This is a genomic window from Dactylosporangium sp. NPDC000244, assembly GCF_040300725.1.
Lineage (GTDB): Bacteria > Actinomycetota > Actinomycetes > Mycobacteriales > Micromonosporaceae > Dactylosporangium.
The window spans coordinates 15,946-33,621 of the sequence record NZ_JBEPEH010000068.1 but is presented as its reverse complement, the minus strand read 5'-3'; the positions used below and the strand labels follow the sequence as shown (position 1 = coordinate 33,621).

Below are 17,676 nucleotides of genomic sequence, written 5' to 3'. Positions count from 1 at the left end.
GTGGGCTCGCGGCTCGTGGGCTCGCGGCTCGTGGGCGCTCGGATCGGGGAGCTCGCCGACCGAGCGCCATGGGCGGCGCTGGAGTTCGCCGACTGCGGGCGGGTGACCCGCTGGGCCCGAAGCGGCCTTCGACGCCTATTCGCACCTCTGGCGTCTGGTCGGCGACGGGTCCGGTCCGCGATGGACGTCGTCACCGCTGCGTGCTGCTGGCTGGCGGGAGCGCCGCGAGGATCGCGGTGTTCAGCTCGCCGTTGTTGTTCGCCGCACCGGCGGCGCCGGTGAGATTGGCCGACAGCAACCGCGTCATCACCGTGCTGAACAGCGCGAACCCGAGCGCCACACCGAGCTGCTGATTGAACCGCGGCGACGTGATTGGCCGGCGGTCAGGCCGCGGCCGACCTGCAGGTAGCCGCCGATGTAGCACAGGCCGCCCGCGATACCCATCCCGGTGGACAACGACACCGGCATCATCACTCGCAGTACCGGATGGCGCAGCAACCGCAACGGCAGCAACGGATCCGCCGCGGTCAGCACTCGCCAGACGAACCCGCCGAGCAGGAGCAGGCCGCCGGCGCCGAGCAGGATGATCGTGCCGGAGCTCCACGGGTACTTCTTGCCGCCCCAGTCGGCCACCAGCAGTAGCCCGGCCGCGGCGCCCGCGATCAACACGGCGCCATAGAGCGCTTTCGCGCTGCCTCCCCCGGCTCCGCCGCCTCCGCCGCTCATGGGTTCCCTCCAGATCGGTGTTCCGCCATGAACAGAGGGATGGGGCGAAACTTATGATCGGGCAATAAGTAGGAGAAATCTATTTTTGTGATCGGTTAAGGCCGGTTGGTAGGATGCTGCGCATGGCTGAGGTGATGGGGCTCCGCGAGCGCAAGAAGCAGCGCACGCGCGAGGCCATCTCCAGGGCGGCCATCACGCTGTTCCTCCAGAACGGATACGACCAGGTCTCGGTCGCCCAGGTGGCGCAGGCCGCGGAAGTGTCCAAGATGACGGTGTTCCACTACTTCCCGGCCAAGGAGGATCTGGTCCTCTATCAGAGCCGGGACCACTTCGAGGAGACCGCGAAGATCGTCCGGACCCGGCCGCCGGGGCAGTCCCCGCTGGGCGCGCTGCGCGCGCACTTCCTGGCCGGCCTCGCCGAGCGCGACGCCTCCACCGGGCTGTGCAACGACGAGGACTATCTGGTGTTCCAGCGGATGATCCACTCCACGCAGAATCTCAGGCTGGGCATGACCGTGCAGCTGTGGCGCAGTGAGGAGAGCCTGGCCTCGGCGATCGCCGAGGCCATCGGCGCGGATCCCGGCGGCATCGTGCCGCGGGTTGCCGCCCGGCAGGTGCTGGTCGTCCAGCAGACCCTCGTCGGCGACAACCTGCGGCGGATCCTCGCCGGCGAGAACCCCGACGACATCTACGAAAGTGCCACCGCCGCGGCCAGGACAGCGTTCGACCTCCTGGAGAAGGGCCTCTCCATCTGCGGTCTCGCGACGGGCTGACCCCGGCCTGGAGGTTCACAGTGGACAACGGCCATGATCCGGCCCCTGGGACGCGGTTTCCTATAGCTCGCGGGCCGCCGAACACGCCCATGCGACGGGTCCGTGGGCCGATGTCGATCGAGGCCCAGAAGCCCTTCCGTGCGCGGCTGAACTCAGACGAGCAGGCGCGCCTTGATGGCGGCGATGTCGGCGTCGGTGAGCATGAGGCCGCTGTGCAGGTACGCGTTGAAGCCGCCGTAGATGTGGTTCATCTCGGCGAAGGCGGCCCGCAGCCAGGCCACCTGCACCGCGTCCGAGCGGCCCAGGTAGGTGTTGCTCAGCAGGAAGTCGGCCTCGACCGTCGCCATCGGCACGCCCAGCAGGGTCAGCAGCACCGCCGTGGCCCAGCCGGTGCGGTCCTTGCCGGCCGAGCAGTGGTACACCACCCCGCCCGAGGTGTTGGTCGCGACCGCGCGCAGCGTGTCGCGGAAGGCGTAGTCGGCGCCGACGAAGTTCACCATGAACGGGTAGCCGATCGACTGGCCGAGGTCGGAGGAGCCCGAGAGCAGCCCGGCCGCGATCGCCGCCGCCAGGGTCAGCGCCGCGTTGTCGTGGAAGCGGATGCCGTGGCTGAGCGAGGCGACGTCGGCGACCTGGTAGGCAACCCCGGCCGGGGCGTGGTCCGGCTCGTCGGAGCGCTCGACCGCGTTGCGCAGGTCGACGTCGCGGGTGATCCCGTGGGCGACGACGGCCTGCCACTCGGCGGCGGTGAGATTGGCCAGCTTGTTGGAGCGGAACACCACGCCGGTGCGCACGGTGCGCCCGTCGGCGGTGGCGTAGCCGCCCACGTCGCGGAAGTTGGTGGCGTTGGCCAGGCCGAGCGACCGTTCCCAGGTCGCCGCGGGCGCGGCCTGTGCCGGCGTGGCGATGGCGGCGCCGGCCAGCAGCGCCGCCGCGAGGGCCAGGGAGGCCCGGCGAGTGATCGTCATGGACCTGACCCTCGACCTTGGCAGTGACGGGCGTCTATCGCCGGGGGTACGGGCGGATGACGTTCACACGACGCAGAGCTCGTTGCCCTCCGGGTCGAGGAGCACGACATGGTCGGGGCGGCCCTCGAGGTCGAACACGGCCTGCTCGGTCGCGCCGGCCGCGATCAGCCGGTCGGCCTTCGCCCGGACCTTGGGCCAGCGCTCCTCCCACTGGGTCGCCCGGCCGCCGCCGACCTGCACGTCGAGGTGGATGCGGTTCTTCGCGGTCTTCGGCTCCGGCACCTTCAGGAACGAGATCCGCGGGCCGGCGCCGCTCGGGTCCTCGATCGCGGCGCCGTCGTCCCACTCGTCCTCGGGCACCTCGAAGCGGATCAGCCACTGCTCCCAGCTGTCGAACCCGGCGGGCGGGGCGGCCGGGACGTAGCCGAGGGCCTCGCACCAGAAGGCGGCCAGCGCGCCCGGCGCGGCGCAGTCGAACGTCAGGGTGAACGGCGTCGTCATACATCGGAAGTGTGCCGGGCTTGATAGGCAAGCCGCGACTTGCCTATGCTGTCGGGGTGACGATCCGAATCAACCTGGCGAGCGTGTTCGTGACCGACCAGGCCGCGGCCCTGCGCTTCTACACCGAAATCCTCGGCTTCGTGAAGAAGACCGACATCCCCATGGGCGGCGGCGTCAGCTGGCTCACCGTCGTCTCCGCCGACCAGCCCGACGGCGTCGAGCTGGTCCTCGAGCCGTCCGGGCACCCGGCCGTCGCGCCGTTCCGCGAGGCCCTCGTCAGCGACGGCATCCCGTGGACGTCCTTCGCGGTCGAGGACGTCCAGGCCGAATACGACCGGCTGGTCGCCGCCGGCGTGGTGTTCACCCAGCCGCCGACCGACATGGGGCCCGTGACCACCGCGGTGTTCGACGACACCTGCGGCAACCTGATCCAGATCGCGGCCCAGAAGTGAACGGGCGCTCCGGTGGGGAGCCGGAGCGCCCGGCACCTCACGACAGCGTGATCGCGTCCAGCTCGGCGTAGCCGGTGCCGCCCGCGAAGGACGGCGCACCCTTCGCGAGGCGGATGGTGTTGTACCCCGCGTTGAGCGAGACCGACACGTTCACGGACGCGCCGAAGGAGCCCCACGCGCCCGTCGCCGGGTAGCTGACGGTCGACCAGCCGCCGCCGTTGTACGCCAGGCCCTGTGTCGCGGTCGCGCCCGTCCCGTTCGCGTAGCGGATGTTCATCGTGTACGACCGGGTCTGCGGGACGTTGACGATGAAGTCCACGAACGCGTCGTTGCGGCTGTTGGCCGAGCCGTCGATCTGCCCGACGTAGCCACCCGCCGACGCCGAGGAGGACGAGAACCGGTTGGCGTTGACGACCGCCGCGTTCTCGGCCTCGTACCGCTGCTGCCAGGTCGCGATCCCCGACGTGGGCGTGATGAGCAGCTGGTAGGCCGCCCACGCGTCCATCCCGCTCACCGGCACGCTGATCGCGCCGCCGGAGACGGTGTATGTGGCGGTGGACACCGTCGTCGGCGCGCTCTGGTTGGTGGTGCGGCCGGTGGTGCCCGTGCGCGAGAGCGTCACCCGCACCTGGGAGCCGAGCGCGCCCAGGCCGGTGACGCGCACGGTGTTGGCGCCGCTGTCGCCGCCGAAGACGACGTTGACGAACTTGCGGGTCGGGTCGTAGGCGGCGACCCCCTCCAGCCAGGAGCCCGGCACCGTCTGCACGATGTTGCCGGCCATGTCGCCGTACCACTTGTAGGCCCAGTAGGACGCCGTCGGCGCGTTGTTGTAGAGCAGCCCGTTGAGCGTGCCGGCCTCGTACCAGTACGCGCGCTCGGCGTCGCGGATGCCGTAGCGCTCGAAGACCGCCATGTAGCGCACGGCCACGCTCGGGATGTCGACCTGGCTCGGCGAGGCGTACTCGTTGATCGAGATCGGCCGCGGGGAGATGCCCAGCGACGACTCGATCGCCCGGTAGTCGGCCACGTGCGCGCCGACGTTGAGGTAGCTGTCGTTGTCCAGCTCGTGCCAGACGATCACGTCCGGCACCGTGTTCGTGTTCTTCGCGTTGGTGAGGAAGTCCACCATCCAGCCGTGGTTGTAGATCGAGTGGCTCGGCCCGACGATGGGGGTCACCGAGTCCAGCGACCGCACGAGCTGGAAGGTGCGGGTCCAGCCGGCGTTGAACGAGCCCGCCGAGGCGGTGTTCCACGTCCAGTCGGGCTCGTTCCACAGCTCGTAGCCGTCGACGTTGGTCACGCCGGTCGCGTTGACCCGCGCCTGCACCATGGTGCGGACCTTCGACTCCCAGTCCGCCCAGCTCACCCAGCGGTACGGGAAGTTCGGGTAGATGTCCGGCAGCCGGTAGAACTGCCGCGCGCCGGCGCTGGTCACCTTGCCCGCGACCTGCAGGCCGTCGCAGCAGGGCTGGGTGGCGCCGTTGCCGAGCTGCTGCCCGCCGGGCGGGGGCTGGGTGAAGTGGTTCATCCGCAGCGGGTACAGCTGGGCCAGCGGCGGCTTGGTGCCGGTGTCGACGCCGTAGAGACCGCCCGACGCCACCTGGGTGACGGGCCGCACGACGGTGCCGACGTTGACGGTGAGGGTGTTGCCGGCCGCGTGGGCCGGGCCGGCGAAGACGCCGGTGGTGACGAGAGTGGTCAGGATCGCCGTGGCGGCGGCTGTTCGGATGCGCACTGCATCACCTCGGGGTGTTATGGGATGAGCGGAATCCAGACCCGCATGGGTCCGGGGCCGCGGTTGGCCCACAGGAAATAGGGGATGAAGGCCGCAAAGTCCCGAACGGACAGCGCGACCGGGGCGAGCGGGTGGTCGCGCCTGAGCTCGATCGGGGCCTCGGGGTCGAGGTAGAGGTCTTCGAAGTAGCGGCCGGGCACGTCGGCGTGCTCGAGGCAGTAGACGATCGGGCCGCGGGCGAGGGCGGCGGTGCCCCGGACGGCGTCGACCCGCGGATGAGGGCGCACGAGCCGGGGCGGCATGGGCAGGACGAGCTCGACCCGATCGCCGGCTTTCCAGACGCGTTCGAGACGGATCCACCCATCCTCCACAAAGGACAGTGGCGCGCCGTTGACGGTCACGCGGGCGTCGGTGCACCACGAGGGCACGCGCAGGGTGAGCGTCCAGGGGTCGCCGGTGGCCTCCGTGAACGTCAGTGCGACGGTCTCGTCCCAGGGGTACTCGGTGGCCGCGGAGATCGTGTGGCCGCCGGCGGTGTAGGTGCCGGGGGAGTACAGGTGCAGCTGCAGGCCTTGGTCGCCGCCGGTGGCCGCGTAGGTGTGCAGCGACGCCATCAGCCGCGCGAGGTTCGGCGGGCAGCAGGCGCAGCGGTACCACGGCAGCCGGGCGCCCGGGGCGTCCTCGTCCGAGCCGTCGTGCCCGGTGCGCAGCTGCAGCGGGTTGGAGTAGAAGAACGCGGTGCCGGACTGCGACGTGCTGCCGGCGATGCCGTTGAACAGCAGCCGCTCCATCTCGTCGGCGTAGCGGGCCCGGCCGGTGGCCAGCAGCAGCCGCCAGGCCCAGTGCAAGGAGCCGATCGCGGCGCACGTCTCGGCGTAGGCGCGGTCCGGCGGCAGCTCGTACGGGTCGCCGAAGGCCTCGTCGCGGTGCCGGGAGCCCTGCCCGCCGGTGAGGTAGGTCTTGGACTCCAGCGCCGAGTCCCATAGGCGCTCGGCGGCCCGCAGCAGCTCGCTGTCGCCGGTCTCGACGGCCACGTCGACGGCGCCGGCGAGGAGGTACACCTGCCGCACGACGTGCCCGGTGACATCGGGGGCGTCGCGCACCGGCACGTGGTCCTGGTAGTAGGCGCGCTGGCCGAACCGGCTCTCCGGGCCCAGCAGCCCGTGGCCGCGGCGCTGCACGAGCAGGGCGGCGAGGTCCAGGTAGGGCCGGTGCCCGGTGACGCGGAACAGCTCGACGAGCGCGGTCTCGATCTCGGGGTGGCCGTCCACCGCCTCCTCGCCGCCGGCCCCGAAGCGCTCGACGAGCAGGTCGGCGAAGCGGCGCGCGACCCCGAGCAGCTGCTGGGCCGCCGGGTCGTCCGGGGCGCAGCGGGCCCCGGCGACCGCCGCCTGCACGAGGTGGCCGGCGGTGTACATCTCGTGGCTGGACGGCAGCTCGGCCCACTGGCGGTGCCGCTCGCCGGCCTGGAAGTACGACACCAGGTACCCGTCGGGGTCCTGGACCTTCGCCAGCAGCTGCGCGGTCTCGGCCACGAACGCCGCGAACCCGCCGTCCCACAGCGCGGCCTCGAGCGTCTTGTGCACATCGGTGTCGGCGAACCAGTAGCCCCGGTGCGGGCCGTCGAAGTCGCCCGTGACCCGGCGCAGGTTGTCGAGGTTGCCGTGCGCGTGCAGCTGCTCGACGCAGTGCGGCAGCGTGGCCGCGCGGTTGCGCTCCTGCCAGCCGCCGAGCAGGCCGCCGCGGTCGAACCGGACGGCATCGGCGGGCAGGGGGCGCAGCGCGCTGATCGCCCGGTCGGTGGGCACGGCGGGGCCGAGGGAGGTGTTGTGCATGCGGGGTCCTTGTTCTCAGTCTTTGACCGCGCCGGCGGTCACGCCGGCGGCCACGTACCGCTGGGCCACGATGAGCAGCAGCGTCGCGGGGATGGAGGCGACCACCGCGGTGGCCATGATGGCGTTCCACTGCTGGTTGTTGTTGCCGATGTAGTGGTAGATGCCGAGGGTGATCGGCTGCTGGGTGCCGCCGCCGTCCAGGGTGGTGGCGAACACGAAGTCCGACCACGCCCACAGGAACGCGAACAGGCTCACGGTGACCACGGCGTTGCGGCTCACCGGCAGAATCACCGACCAGAAGGTGCGCCACGGGCCCGCGCCGTCGACCCGGGCCGCGGCGGTCAGCTCCGCCGGGATGCCGGACATGAACGCGGTGAAGATCAGCACGCCGAACGGCACCGCGATCGTCGAGTCGGCCAGGATCAGCCCGGCCGTGCTGTTGAGCACCCCGAGGCGCAGGTAGATGGCGTAGAAGCCCATCGCCATGATGATGCTCGGGATCATCTGGGCGACCAGCAGCACGAAGCTGAGCACGCGGGCGCCGGGCGGGCGCAGCCGGGCCAGCGAGTAGCCGGCCGGTGCCGACACGGCGACCGTGAGGGCCACGGTGCCGAGGCCGATGAGCAGGCTGTTGCCCAGATACGGCAGCTGCTGGTCGAGGACCGCGCGGTACCCCTCGAGGGTGCCGTGCAGCGGGAACAGGTGCGGCGGGTCGTCGCGCATGTCGGTGTCCCGGGTCAGGGACACGTTCACCATCCAGTAGACGGGGAACAGCATGACGGCGGTGAGCAGTACGCCGATCGCGGTCTTGAATCTCATCGCTGGGTCCTGATGTAGACGAGGCCGAAGACCATCGCGACGACGATGAGCAGGTTGCCCACGGCCGCGCCCGGGCCGAACGCGGGCAGCAGGTTGCCGAAGCCGAGCCGGTAGGACCAGGTCGCCAGGGTGGTGGACGCGTCCGCCGGCCCGCCCTTGGTCATGATCCAGATGATGTCGAAGACCTTGAGCGTGTAGATGAGCCCGAGCAGCAGCGTGATCGCCGAGACCGGCCGCAGCAGCGGGAAGGTGATGCGCCAGAACGTGCTCCAGGGCCGGGACCCGTCCAGCGCGGCGGCCTCGTAGATCTCGGCCGGCATCGCCTGCAGGCCGCTGTAGACCACGACCAGGTTGAACGGGATGCCGATCCAGATGTTGGCGAGCGTCACCGAGGCGAGCGACCAGGCCGGCGACGTGAGCCAGTTGACCGGGTCGGCGCCGGTCAGGCGCAGGGCCGCGTTGACGATGCCCGAGTCGCTGTTGAGCATCCACGACCACGTCGACGCCGAGACGATCAGGGGCAGCAGCCACGGCACCAGGAACAGCGCGCGCAGCGTCGCCGACAGCGGGAAGTGCTGGTGGAAGAAGAGGGCCAGGGCCATGCCGATGGAGAACTGGAACAGCAGCGAGACGCCGGTGAACGCCGCGGTGTGCCAGACCGCCGGCCAGAACACAGGGTCGCCGAGCACGGTGGCGTAGTTGCCGAGCCCGATGAACGGCGCGTCGCCGCGCACGAAGGAGCGCACGGTGTAGTCGCGCAGGCTCAGGTCGAGGTTGCGGTACAGCGGGTAGGCGTAGAAGGCGAGCAGGTAGACCGCGACGGGCGTCAGAAACGCCCACGCGGCCCACCGCCCGTCGCGGGTCCGGTGCATCTACTTGGCGGCCGCGGCCATGGCGTCGGCCGGGGACTTCGAGCCGCTCAGGGCCGCCTGCACGGCGGTCCACATCGGCTGGGAGATCTTCGGGTACTTCGTGCCGAGGTTGTCGCTGGTGCGGCCCTTGGCGGCCTTGACCGCCTCGACCCAGACCTTCAGCTCGGCGTTCGCGGCGACCTGCTTGGCCTGCACGGCGTCGGTCGCCGCGATGTAGGACAGCGTCGTGTCGGTGGTGAGCGCGTTCTCGGTGCTGCTGAGGCACGCGATGAGCTTCTGGGTGGTGGTGTACCGCGCCGCGTCCTTCTGCACCGGCGCCGTCACGAACTCGCCGCCCGTCGGGGCGGGCGCGGTGCCGCCGGCCTTCGCGGGAATCGGGATGATGCCGTACTCGAAGCCGGTCTTCTTCGCGTTGCCCAGCTGCCACGTGCCGTTCTCGGCGAACGCGAACTGGCCGGTCGCGAACTCCTGCCAGCTCGTCGTCTGCGTGTTGCCGATGACCGAGTTGGGCGCGTAGCCGTTCTTGAGCCAGTCCGTCCACAGTTGCAGCGAGGACACGCCCTCGGGCGAGTCGAGCTTGGTGAGGTTCGCGCCGGCGCCCCAGAACCAGGGCAGGAACTGGAAACTGCCCTCCTCGGTACCGATGGCGGAGAACGTGATGCCCTTCTTGCCGGTCGCCTTCACCTTGCCCAGCGCGGCTGTCAGCGACGCCCAGTCCTTCACCGCCGCCGGGTCGACGCCGGCCGCGGTGAGCACCGCCTTGTTGTAGTACAGCGCGAGGGTGTTGGCGCCGATCGGGATGCCGTAGGTCTTGCCGCCGATCTGCCCGGCCGCGAGGAGGTTCGGCTCGACGGCGGCGGTGTCGACCTTCATCTCCTCGGTGGTGGTGAGCACGCCGGCGTCGGCGAGGGTCGACACCACCGGGTTGTCGACGATGAGCACGTCGGGGGAGTTGCTCTGCTGGGCGGCGAGCAGCGCCTTGTTCGTCAGGTCGCTCGTGTCGTAGGCGGTGCGCTTGACGGTGACGCCGGCGTCGGTGCCGCACTTCTGCAGCAGCTTGACCCAGTCGGCGCTGTCGTCGAACTGCGGGTAGGGGTCCCAGATCGTGTAGGTGCCGCCGGCGGCCGACCCGGTGTCGGGGGTGCCGCTCGTGGTCGAGCAGGCGGCCAGGACGCAGGCGGACAATGCGAGAGCGGCCGCGGCTCGGGATACGGAAACTGTCATGGCGGTTTTCCTCGGTGGGGTGTTAGGAAAGTCGCGGAAAACGATTGCCTTGAAGTTAGGAGGGGCTTGTCGGGCTGTCAAGGCGCCGTTACAGTCACACCGCAAGGAAACTCGGAAACTTTCACGGCAACGTTTTGGGGGCTGTTCTGAGCAACGTCGTCCGGCCGGCCACGATCAGCGAGGTGGCGGCCCTAGCCGGGGTCTCGACCGGGACCGCCTCCAAGGCGCTCAACGGCCGCGGCTCGCTGCGCGCCGAGACCCGCCTGCGCGTGCAGCAGGCCGCCGACCAGCTCGGCTTCATCGCCAACGCCGCCGCCCGGGGCCTGCAGACCGGGCGCACCTACACCGTCGGCATGATCACGACCGACAGCATCGGCCGGTTCAGCATCCCGCTCATGATCGGCGCGGAGGACGCCCTCGGCGCCGGGCAGGTCTCGGTGCTGCTGTGCGACGCCCGCGACGACTCGATCCGGGAGCAGTACTATCTGCGCACCCTGCTGAGCCGCAAGGTCGACGGCATCATCGTCACCGGCCGGCGCACCCAGGCCCGCCCGCCGATCGCGGCCGGGCTGCCGGTGCCGGTCGTCTACGCGTTCATCAGCTCGTCGAATCCCGCGGACTGCTCGGTCGTACCGGACGAGGCCGACGGTGCCCGCCGCGCCGTGCGGCACCTGCTGGCCATCGGCCGCCGTCGCATCGCGCACGTCACGGGCCCCGAGCACCACCACTCGGCCCGCGTGCGGGCGGCCGCGACCGCGGAGACGCTCGCCGCGCACGACCTGGACCTGGCCACCCCGACCCTGCACGGCGAGTGGAGCGAGGCGTGGGGCCGCCAGGCCGCCGGCATCCTCCTGTCGACGGGCACGGGCCTGGGCGCGCCCATCGACGCGGTCTTCTGCGGCAGCGACCAGATCGCCCGCGGCGTGGCCGAGGCGCTGCGCGAGGCCGGCCGCTCCATCCCCGGCGACGTGGCCCTCGTCGGCTTCGACAACTGGGACGTGATGGTGGAGGCCAGCCGGCCCCAGCTGACCAGCGTGGACATGGACCTGGAGGGCATCGGCCGCACCGCCGCCGAGCTCCTCCTGGCCGCGATCAACGGCGAGCCGATCGCGGGCCAGCGCGCCCTACCGTGCCGGCTGGTCCCGCGCGCCTCGACCGAGGTGGCCGGGCACTGACCGCCGGCGGCGCACGGCTCGCACGATCAGCCCGGCGACCAGGAGCAGCAGGACCGTCGGCGTGAGCGTCACCCAGTAGAGCCAGGACGCGGCCGGGAACGCCGCCGGGTCCGGGGACGGGCCGCCGAACCGGCCGTCGAGCAGCAGGTCGTGCGCGACGTCGATGTCCCAGACGTCCACGCCGTCCGGCTGGATCAGGCGGGTCGTGCCGCCGCCACGGTGCAGTGCGAGCAGGTCGGCCGCCGAGACGGTCCGGTACGCGACCGGGAGGTCGTACGTCGCCGAGCCGGTGCCGTCGTCCTCCTGGTCCCGGTACGCGACCACCACCGCGGTCCCGTCGCGCTGCCAGCCGGCCACGCGCGCCGCCGCCCCGGAGATCGGATCGAACCGGGGCAGGAACGCGAGATCACCGGTGGCGACGTCGAGCGTCGAGAGCTGCCAGAACCGCCGGTTCCGCACGCTGTTCGTGCAGCCTTCGGTGCAGCCTTGCAGGTCGAACAGGGCGATGCGGGCGCCGTCGGGCGTGAACGCGCCGGCGCCGGCCAGGCGCTGGGTGGCCGACTGGAGCGTGCTCAGCGTGCGCGAGCTGCCGTCGGACGTGTCCACGAGGATCAGCTCGCGGTCCCGCTGCACGACCAGGTGGCGGCCGTCGGGGGCGAACGCGGCCGAGTTGATCGGCTCGAACACCGCCCCGCCGAGGTCGATGAGCTTCCGCGTGGCGCCCGTGGCCAGGTCGAGCAGCCACAGCGAGCCGCCCGCGTAGCCGTACTGGGCCTCATTGCCGTCGTACGGCGGTGTCAGCCCGTCCATGATCGGCTGGGAGGCCGGCTGCTTCCACAGCAGCAGCGCCGTGCCGTCGGGCTTCCAGGCGACCGGGACGTCGGCGGGCAGGTCCGTGAAGTGCCGCGCCCGGCCGGTGACGAGGTCGACGACGCTCAGCCGGCCCGAGTCGCGGCCCGGCCCCAGGTGGACCTCGACCGAGTCCGGGCCGGCCACGAGGCGGCCGTCGGGCGAGAGCATCACGTCCTGGCCCACCTGCAGGTACGTGTCCGCGTACCGCAGCATCCGGTACGACCCGTCCCGGCCCACCGCGGCGATCTTGGACCCGTACGTCCCGGGCAGGTCCACCGAGCCGAGGCCGGCCCGGTGACCGGAGCCGCTGAGCAGCACCGCCGCCGGGCCCGGCGGGGACTGGGCGACCGGCGCCTGCCACACCCACGGGTCGAACACCCGGCCCGGCACCGCCCCGCCGGCGGGCGCACCGGCCGGCACCGGCGGGCCGGACGTGAACGTCAGCGCGACCGGCAGCGCCAGCGCCACGGCCAGCACAGCGGCGACGGCGGCGCCGATCCGGCTCCGGTGGCGGCGGCGCCCGCGGCGCCAGAGGTCCTCCGGCACGCGGGACGCGGGCATGCGGTCGGCCTCGTCCGCCATCACCAGCCTCAGCCGGGGCTGCTCCGGCTCGGTCCGCGTCATCGTCCGACCTCCGTCCGGGAGAAGTCCAGCTCGACGAGTTCGGGGGCGAAGCGGCGCAGCCGGGCCAGCGCGTCACGGGTCTGGCTCTTGACCGTCCCGACGCGGCAGCCGAGCAGGTCGGCGGTCTCCTGCTCGGTGCGGTCCTCGTAGAAGCGCAGCACGAGGACCGCCCGCTGCCCGGGGGCCAGCCGGGCCAGCGCCCGGCGCAGCGTCAGGCCGTCGGCGACGGTCGCGGTCGAGTCGGGGATCGGCCGGTCCGCCGGCTCGGGCACCAGCTCCGGCCGCCGCCGTCCGCGCCGCCAGAAGGAGACGTGCTGGTGGTACAGGGCGCGCCGCACGTACGGGTCCGGGTCGCCGCCGGCCGCGATGCGCGACCAGCGGCCGACCAGGCCCAGCAGCGTCTCCTGCACCAGGTCCTCGGCCAGATGCGCGTCGCCGGTCAGCAGGTACGCGATCCGCGACAACGCCGCGGTCCGCTCCCGCACGTACCGTGCGAAGGACTCCTCCGCGTCCACCGCCACCTCCTCACCATCTGACACGCCCGCCGCGGGGTGTCAGGAGGGGTGCCGGCCGGAAGTCCGGCCGTCTCAGGCGGGCCGGCGGGTCAGGACCTGGGCGCCCGAGGGCGTGATGGCCACGGTGTGCTCGGAGTGGGCGGTGCGGGAGCCGTCGGCGGAGCGGATCGTCCAGCCGTCGTCGTCGTACTTGATCCGGTCCGTCGACTGGCACAGCCACGGCTCGATGGCGATCGTCAGGCCCGGCTCGAGCTTCATGCCCCGCTTGGCGCGGCCGTTGTTGGCCACGTGCGGGGCCTCGTGCATGGTCCGGCCGATGCCGTGGCCGCCGAACTCGTTGTTGACGCGGTAGCCGTAGGAGTGGGCGACCTCGCCGATCGCGGCGGAGATGTCGCCGAGCCGCCCGCCGGGCTGGGCCGCCTTGATCGCGGCCTCCAGCGCGACCTCGGTGGCCTCGATCAGCTTCTGGTCGGCCGGGTCCGGGGTGCCCACGATGCACGAGAGTGCGGAGTCGGCGACCCAGCCGTTGATGCCGACCGCCATGTCGATGCTGAGCAGGTCGCCGTCGCGCAGCACGTAGTCGTGCGGCAGCCCGTGCAGCACCGCGTCGTTGACCGACAGGCACAGCACGTTGCGGAACGGGCCGCGGCCGAACGAGGGAGCATAGTCCCAGTAGCAGGACTCGGCGCCGCGCTCCTTGATCCGGCGGCGGGCGTGGTGCTCGATGTCCATCAGGTTGACGCCGACCGCGGCGACACCGCTCAGCTCGGCGAGCAGTTCGCCGACGAACTGGCCGGTCACCGCCATCCGGCCGATCTCCTCGGCGGACTTGAGCTCGATCACGACAGTTTCCCTCTCCCGGTGCGGTATTTCTGTACTGGTATTTTTATACCATGCGCTCGTCCTCGGCCGGCGGGCGGGTGCCGCGCTCGCCGCCGGCCAGCGGCGTCGGGGCCGTGATCGAGCGCCACGCGTCCCAGCGTGCCACGGCCGCGACCGGCGCGATCGGCGCCTCCGGCACGTCTCCATGATCGGGCATTGCGCGACTCGCTCAATGTCCGCATCAGAGGATGTTTCGGGCAATTAGGATGAACCGCATCACGATCGAGCGGGGGAATCCATGCGCAGTCGAGGGCGGTACGCCGTCGCCGTCACCTTCAGTACCGCGGCGACCCTCGTGGCCACCGCCGCGGGAGCCGGCGCCGTCACCGAGGCGTCAGCGGGGCACGTCGTCGCCCGCTACGACATGGACGAGGGCCCGGGCGCGCGCACGATGGCCGACAGCTCCGGCCACGGCCTCGACGGCACCGTCGGCTCCGAGGTGCAGACGGGCGTCGCGGTCCAGGGCGCGACCGGCTACCGCTTCACCCGCCTCGACCCCGACACCCCGCCGACCCGCCCCCGCCACCTCGCGACCGTGAACAGCGCGGCCGACCTCAACCCCGGCAACCGGGACTTCGCGGTGACCGTCCGGCTGCGCACGCAGTACCACTTCGGCAACATCGTGCAGAAGGGCCAGGCGACCGTCGAGGGCGGGAACTTCAAGCTGCAGATCCCCAGCGGCATCGTGCAGTGCCTCTTCCGCGGCGACCGCGGCTCGCTGATCGTCTCCTCGAAGAGCCGGCTCAACGACGGGGACTGGCACACCGTGCGCTGCGAGCGCACCCGGGACGGGCTGGCGCTGGTCGTCGACGGCCGCACCGAGGCGCGCAAGTCCGGCTGGACCGGCTACATCGCCAACGGCTGGCCGCTGTCGGTCGGCGGGAAGACCAACTGCGACCAGGTCGACGTCGGCTGCGACTACTACGCGGGTGACCTCGACTACGTCCAGCTCGAGGCGCGTTAATGTCCCTGGGGTGGACGACTACCTGACGCGGATCGGCGCCGCCCGGCCCGCCGCGGCGGATCTGGCGGCGCTGCGCACCCTGCAACGGGCGCACCTGGGCACCGTACCGTTCGAGAACCTCAGCATCGGCCTGGGCGAACCCGTCCGGCTCGACGACGAGGGCCTGCTCGACAAGATCGTGACCCGGCGCCGCGGCGGCTTCTGCTACGAGGTCAACGGGGCGTTCGCGCTGCTGCTGCGCGAGCTCGGCTACGAGGTCACCATGCACTCGGCCCGCACCTGGAACGGGGAGCGGTTCGGCTTCCCGTTCGACCACCTCGCGCTGCGCGTGGTCCTCGACGGCGTGCCGTGGCTGGTCGACGTCGGCTACGGCCGGTTCGCGCACCACCCGCTGCGGCTGGACACCACCGAGCCGCAGCAGGACCCCGGCGGGGAGTACTCGGTCGTCCCGCACGGCGACGAGCTCGACATCATGGGGCCGGGCGGGCCCGAGTACCGGTTCGACACCCGCGTCTCCGCCATGGGCGACTTCAAGCCGACGTGCTGGTACCAGCAGACCAGCCCGGACTCGTTCTTCACCACGCGGCTCACCTGCTCGCGGCTCACCGAGGACGGCCGGATCACCCTCGCCGGGGACAAGCTGATCCGCACCACCGCCGAGGGGCGCGACGAGCGGCAGCTCACCGAGGCCGAGGCGATGGAGTCGTACCGCACCGACTTCGGCATCGCCCTCAACCGCCTGCCGGCCCCGAGGTTCCCGGCGTGACGAGCCCGGTCTCGTAGGCCACCACGATCGCCTGGGCGCGGTCGCGCAGGCCGAGCTTGGAGAGGATTCGGGCCACGTGCGTCTTCACCGTGGCGTCCGACAGGAACAGGCTCCCGGCCAGCTCGGCGTTGCTCAGCCCGCGGGCCAGCAGCGTCAGCACCTCGATCTCGCGCGGCGTCAGCGCCGACAGGTCGCGGTGCAGGGTGGCGGTGCGGGCGTCGCGGGCCGCGTACCGCTCGATGAGCCGGCGCGTGATCGCCGGGGCGAGCAGCGCGTCCCCGGCCCGCACCAGCCGCACGGCCGCCACGAGCTGCTCGGGGCTCACGTCCTTGAGCAGGAACCCGGACGCGCCGGCGGACAGGGCCGCGTACACGTACCGGTCCAGGTCGAACGTGGTGAGGATGACGACCCGGGGCGCGGCGGCCGGCTCGCCCCCGAGGATGCGCCGGGTCGCCTCGAGGCCGTCCATCTCGGGCATGCGCACGTCCATGAGCACCACGTCGGGCCGGGTGCGCCGGACCGCCTCGACCGCCTCGGCCCCGTTGGCGGCCTCGGCGACCACGTCGATGCCGTCGGCGGTGAGGATCATCCGGAACCCGGTGCGCACCAGGGCCTGATCGTCGGCGATGACCACGCGCAGCGGTGCCGTCAAGAGGAAGCTCCCAGGGGAATCTCGGCCACGACCCGGAACCCGCCCGTCGGGCGCGGGGCGGCGGTGAGCGTACCGCCGTGGACGGCGAGGCGTTCGCGCAGCCCGGCCAGGCCCCGCCCGCTGCCGCGGGCCCCCGGCACCGGCTCGCCCCCGGTGTCGGCCACGTCGACGCGCAGCGTCCGCCCGTCGGCCGTCACGACGACGTCGACCCCGGCGCCGGCCGCGTGCTTGACCGCGTTGGTGAGCGCCTCCTGCACGACCCGGTACGCGGCCAGCCCGACCCCGGCCGGCACCCCGGGCGCGGCGACGGCGAGGGTGACCGGCACCCCGGTCTCGCGGACCCGGGCGACGAGGGTCTCCAGCTGATCCAGGCCCGGCTGCGGGGCGAGGTCCTCGCCGTCGGCGTCGACGGTGAGCAGCCCGATGACCTGCCGCAGCTCGGTCAGCGCGGCCCGGCCCCCGGACTCGACCGCCAGCAGCGCCTCCTTCGCCTGGTCCGGCCGCGCGTCCATGACCTTGCGGGCCGCGCCGGCCTGCACGACCATCACGCTCACGTTGTGCGTGACGACGTCGTGCAGCTCGCGGGCGAGCCGGGCCCGTTCGCGGTCCACGGCCAGCCGGGCCGCGACCTCCTGCTCGCGTTCGGCGTTGCCGGCCCGCACCCGCCAGGTGTGCAGGGCGTTCGCGGCGAGCCCGACCGAGGCGAGCATCAGGAAGAGGACCAGGCCCTGCGGCACGTCCGGCAGGTTCTCCTGCAGGTTGCTGACGGCGAACGCGCCCGCCACCACGACGCTGGCCAGGGCGAGGTTGCGGTAGCGGGAGTACATCGGGGCGCTGTAGGCGGCGACGACGGCCGCGACCACGGTCCACGTGGGATTGGCGTCCATCCGGAACACGCGGAACGCGCAGACGGCGATGACGAGGAACGACGCGAGCGGCCAGCGGCGCCGGGTGGCCAGCGGCAGGGCGGTGAGCGCGGCCACGACCAGCAGCGCCCCGGCCGGCTGCTGGTCCGGCGGCGGGAGCGTGAACACGGGCGCGTCGGGCGGCTGCGGGACCCGGTCGAACGGGCCGTACACGATGATCGGTCCCGGCCCTTCCTCGTGGAGGGGTTCGGAGGCGCCGTTGACCGCGCCTACGGTGAGCACCAGCGCGAGGATGATGTCGGCGGCCCACGCCCAGGGCGTCAGGCGGGTCTGGCCCGGGGTGACCACCCGCAGCCAGGCCACCGCGGCCCGCCATCCGCGTCGAGACAGTTCCCGCAGCTCCACCCGCCCAGTCTGGCCCACGGGCGGGCCGGGGCGCGTCGGGACCGGTGCGTACATCGCAATGATGACGCCC

Annotated in this window: 20 protein-coding genes; 5 read left to right on the top strand and 15 right to left on the bottom strand. The window is 72.1% G+C overall.

From position 1 onward, the window contains the following. Nucleotides 1-190 precede the first annotated feature (190 nt). Together ABT369_RS54545 and ABT369_RS54540 are read right to left on the bottom strand one after the other, a co-directional pair. On the bottom strand, nt 191-340 hold the full coding sequence (locus tag ABT369_RS54545) for a hypothetical protein (protein WP_350626070.1): 150 nt from the start codon (nt 338-340) through the stop codon (nt 191-193). Further along, nucleotides 307-726 (bottom strand): hypothetical protein, encoded by a 420-nt coding sequence (locus tag ABT369_RS54540; protein ID WP_350626068.1) that lies wholly within the window; start codon nt 724-726, stop codon nt 307-309. The genes ABT369_RS54545 and ABT369_RS54540 overlap by 34 nt, the downstream gene beginning before the upstream one ends. 122 nt (nt 727-848) lie before the next feature. Here ABT369_RS54540 and ABT369_RS54535 point away from each other — a divergent pair, with 122 nt between their 5' ends. Next, on the top strand, nt 849-1,499 hold the full coding sequence (locus ABT369_RS54535; RefSeq protein ID WP_350626066.1) for a TetR/AcrR family transcriptional regulator: 651 nt from the start codon (nt 849-851) through the stop codon (nt 1,497-1,499). Between the two features lie 152 nt (nt 1,500-1,651). On the opposite strand, the gene ABT369_RS54530 is transcribed toward ABT369_RS54535, so the two are convergent. Together ABT369_RS54530 and ABT369_RS54525 are read right to left on the bottom strand one after the other, a co-directional pair. After that, nucleotides 1,652-2,467: a tyrosine-protein phosphatase gene (locus ABT369_RS54530; RefSeq protein ID WP_350626064.1), complete on the bottom strand. Its 816-nt coding sequence runs from the start codon at nt 2,465-2,467 to the stop codon at nt 1,652-1,654. Nucleotides 2,468-2,530: 63 nt separating this feature from the next. Next, nucleotides 2,531-2,968 carry a VOC family protein gene (locus tag ABT369_RS54525; RefSeq protein WP_350626062.1) on the bottom strand — a complete coding sequence of 146 codons (438 nt, stop codon included), beginning with the start codon at nt 2,966-2,968 and terminating at the stop codon, nt 2,531-2,533. 62 nt (nt 2,969-3,030) lie between these two features. Here ABT369_RS54525 and ABT369_RS54520 point away from each other — a divergent pair, with 62 nt between their 5' ends. Continuing rightward, the gene (locus ABT369_RS54520; RefSeq protein WP_350626096.1) at nt 3,031-3,420 is read left to right on the top strand and encodes a VOC family protein; all 390 of its coding nucleotides are present in this window, start codon (nt 3,031-3,033) and stop codon (nt 3,418-3,420) included. Between the two features lie 37 nt (nt 3,421-3,457). On the opposite strand, the gene ABT369_RS54515 is transcribed toward ABT369_RS54520, so the two are convergent. The 5 genes from ABT369_RS54515 to ABT369_RS54495 are packed head-to-tail and all read right to left on the bottom strand — an operon-like array spanning nt 3,458 to nt 9,905. Further along, nucleotides 3,458-5,155: a CBM35 domain-containing protein gene (locus ABT369_RS54515; RefSeq protein WP_350626060.1), complete on the bottom strand. Its 1,698-nt coding sequence runs from the start codon at nt 5,153-5,155 to the stop codon at nt 3,458-3,460. Nucleotides 5,156-5,172: 17 nt separating this feature from the next. After that, complete coding sequence (locus ABT369_RS54510) at nt 5,173-6,990, bottom strand: glycoside hydrolase family 127 protein (RefSeq protein ID WP_350626058.1); 1,818 nt, start codon at nt 6,988-6,990, stop codon at nt 5,173-5,175. Between the two features lie 15 nt (nt 6,991-7,005). Next, entirely contained in the window at nt 7,006-7,809 is an 804-nt protein-coding gene (locus ABT369_RS54505; RefSeq protein WP_350626056.1) for a carbohydrate ABC transporter permease, read from the bottom strand. Then, complete coding sequence (locus ABT369_RS54500) at nt 7,806-8,681, bottom strand: carbohydrate ABC transporter permease (RefSeq protein ID WP_350626054.1); 876 nt, start codon at nt 8,679-8,681, stop codon at nt 7,806-7,808. Before ABT369_RS54500 ends, ABT369_RS54505 begins: the two co-directional genes overlap by 4 nt. Continuing rightward, nucleotides 8,682-9,905 carry a sugar ABC transporter substrate-binding protein gene (locus ABT369_RS54495; protein WP_350626052.1) on the bottom strand — a complete coding sequence of 408 codons (1,224 nt, stop codon included), beginning with the start codon at nt 9,903-9,905 and terminating at the stop codon, nt 8,682-8,684. It abuts the gene before it with no gap. A gap of 182 nt (nt 9,906-10,087) precedes the next feature. On the opposite strand from ABT369_RS54495, the gene ABT369_RS54490 reads away from it, so the two are divergent. Further along, nucleotides 10,088-11,080, top strand: a complete 993-nt coding sequence (locus ABT369_RS54490; protein WP_350626050.1) for a LacI family DNA-binding transcriptional regulator — start codon at nt 10,088-10,090, stop codon at nt 11,078-11,080. On the opposite strand, the gene ABT369_RS54485 is transcribed toward ABT369_RS54490, so the two are convergent. From ABT369_RS54485 to ABT369_RS54470, 4 genes are all read right to left on the bottom strand, one after another. Further along, nucleotides 11,030-12,556 carry a WD40 repeat domain-containing protein gene (locus tag ABT369_RS54485; protein ID WP_350626048.1) on the bottom strand — a complete coding sequence of 509 codons (1,527 nt, stop codon included), beginning with the start codon at nt 12,554-12,556 and terminating at the stop codon, nt 11,030-11,032. The two genes, ABT369_RS54490 and ABT369_RS54485, sit on opposite strands and share 51 nt — an antisense overlap. Next, complete coding sequence (locus ABT369_RS54480) at nt 12,553-13,071, bottom strand: SigE family RNA polymerase sigma factor (RefSeq protein WP_350626094.1); 519 nt, start codon at nt 13,069-13,071, stop codon at nt 12,553-12,555. Before ABT369_RS54480 ends, ABT369_RS54485 begins: the two co-directional genes overlap by 4 nt. 72 nt (nt 13,072-13,143) lie before the next feature. Beyond that, nucleotides 13,144-13,914 carry a type I methionyl aminopeptidase gene (map, locus tag ABT369_RS54475; RefSeq protein ID WP_350626046.1) on the bottom strand — a complete coding sequence of 257 codons (771 nt, stop codon included), beginning with the start codon at nt 13,912-13,914 and terminating at the stop codon, nt 13,144-13,146. Between the two features lie 43 nt (nt 13,915-13,957). After that, nucleotides 13,958-14,110 carry a hypothetical protein gene (locus tag ABT369_RS54470; protein WP_350626044.1) on the bottom strand — a complete coding sequence of 51 codons (153 nt, stop codon included), beginning with the start codon at nt 14,108-14,110 and terminating at the stop codon, nt 13,958-13,960. 81 nt (nt 14,111-14,191) lie between these two features. Here ABT369_RS54470 and ABT369_RS54465 point away from each other — a divergent pair, with 81 nt between their 5' ends. Beyond that, the gene (locus tag ABT369_RS54465; protein WP_350626042.1) at nt 14,192-14,917 is read left to right on the top strand and encodes a laminin G domain-containing protein; all 726 of its coding nucleotides are present in this window, start codon (nt 14,192-14,194) and stop codon (nt 14,915-14,917) included. Between the two features lie 10 nt (nt 14,918-14,927). Next, nucleotides 14,928-15,683 carry an arylamine N-acetyltransferase family protein gene (locus tag ABT369_RS54460; protein ID WP_350626040.1) on the top strand — a complete coding sequence of 252 codons (756 nt, stop codon included), beginning with the start codon at nt 14,928-14,930 and terminating at the stop codon, nt 15,681-15,683. Here the strand turns inward: ABT369_RS54460 and ABT369_RS54455 are convergent. Next, nucleotides 15,649-16,335, bottom strand: a complete 687-nt coding sequence (locus ABT369_RS54455; RefSeq protein WP_350626038.1) for a response regulator — start codon at nt 16,333-16,335, stop codon at nt 15,649-15,651. The genes ABT369_RS54460 and ABT369_RS54455 overlap by 35 nt on opposite strands. Next, the gene (locus ABT369_RS54450; RefSeq protein ID WP_350626036.1) at nt 16,332-17,606 is read right to left on the bottom strand and encodes a sensor histidine kinase; all 1,275 of its coding nucleotides are present in this window, start codon (nt 17,604-17,606) and stop codon (nt 16,332-16,334) included. Before ABT369_RS54450 ends, ABT369_RS54455 begins: the two co-directional genes overlap by 4 nt. Nucleotides 17,607-17,676: the final 70 nt, after the last annotated feature.

What these genes read in the sequence shown, in the direction of transcription:
- ABT369_RS54540 (WP_350626068.1), bottom strand. Translation starts at nt 726, where the DNA reads ATGAGCGGCGGAGGCGGCGGAGCCGGGGGAGGCAGCGCGAAAGCGCTC.
- ABT369_RS54535 (WP_350626066.1), top strand. Translation starts at nt 849, where the DNA reads ATGGCTGAGGTGATGGGGCTCCGCGAGCGCAAGAAGCAGCGCACGCGC.
- ABT369_RS54530 (WP_350626064.1), bottom strand. Translation starts at nt 2,467, where the DNA reads ATGACGATCACTCGCCGGGCCTCCCTGGCCCTCGCGGCGGCGCTGCTG.
- ABT369_RS54525 (WP_350626062.1), bottom strand. Translation starts at nt 2,968, where the DNA reads ATGACGACGCCGTTCACCCTGACGTTCGACTGCGCCGCGCCGGGCGCG.
- ABT369_RS54510 (WP_350626058.1), bottom strand. Translation starts at nt 6,990, where the DNA reads ATGCACAACACCTCCCTCGGCCCCGCCGTGCCCACCGACCGGGCGATC.
- ABT369_RS54505 (WP_350626056.1), bottom strand. Translation starts at nt 7,809, where the DNA reads ATGAGATTCAAGACCGCGATCGGCGTACTGCTCACCGCCGTCATGCTG.
- ABT369_RS54500 (WP_350626054.1), bottom strand. Translation starts at nt 8,681, where the DNA reads ATGCACCGGACCCGCGACGGGCGGTGGGCCGCGTGGGCGTTTCTGACG.
- ABT369_RS54495 (WP_350626052.1), bottom strand. Translation starts at nt 9,905, where the DNA reads ATGACAGTTTCCGTATCCCGAGCCGCGGCCGCTCTCGCATTGTCCGCC.
- ABT369_RS54485 (WP_350626048.1), bottom strand. Translation starts at nt 12,556, where the DNA reads ATGACGCGGACCGAGCCGGAGCAGCCCCGGCTGAGGCTGGTGATGGCG.
- ABT369_RS54470 (WP_350626044.1), bottom strand. Translation starts at nt 14,110, where the DNA reads ATGCCCGATCATGGAGACGTGCCGGAGGCGCCGATCGCGCCGGTCGCG.
- ABT369_RS54465 (WP_350626042.1), top strand. Translation starts at nt 14,192, where the DNA reads ATGCGCAGTCGAGGGCGGTACGCCGTCGCCGTCACCTTCAGTACCGCG.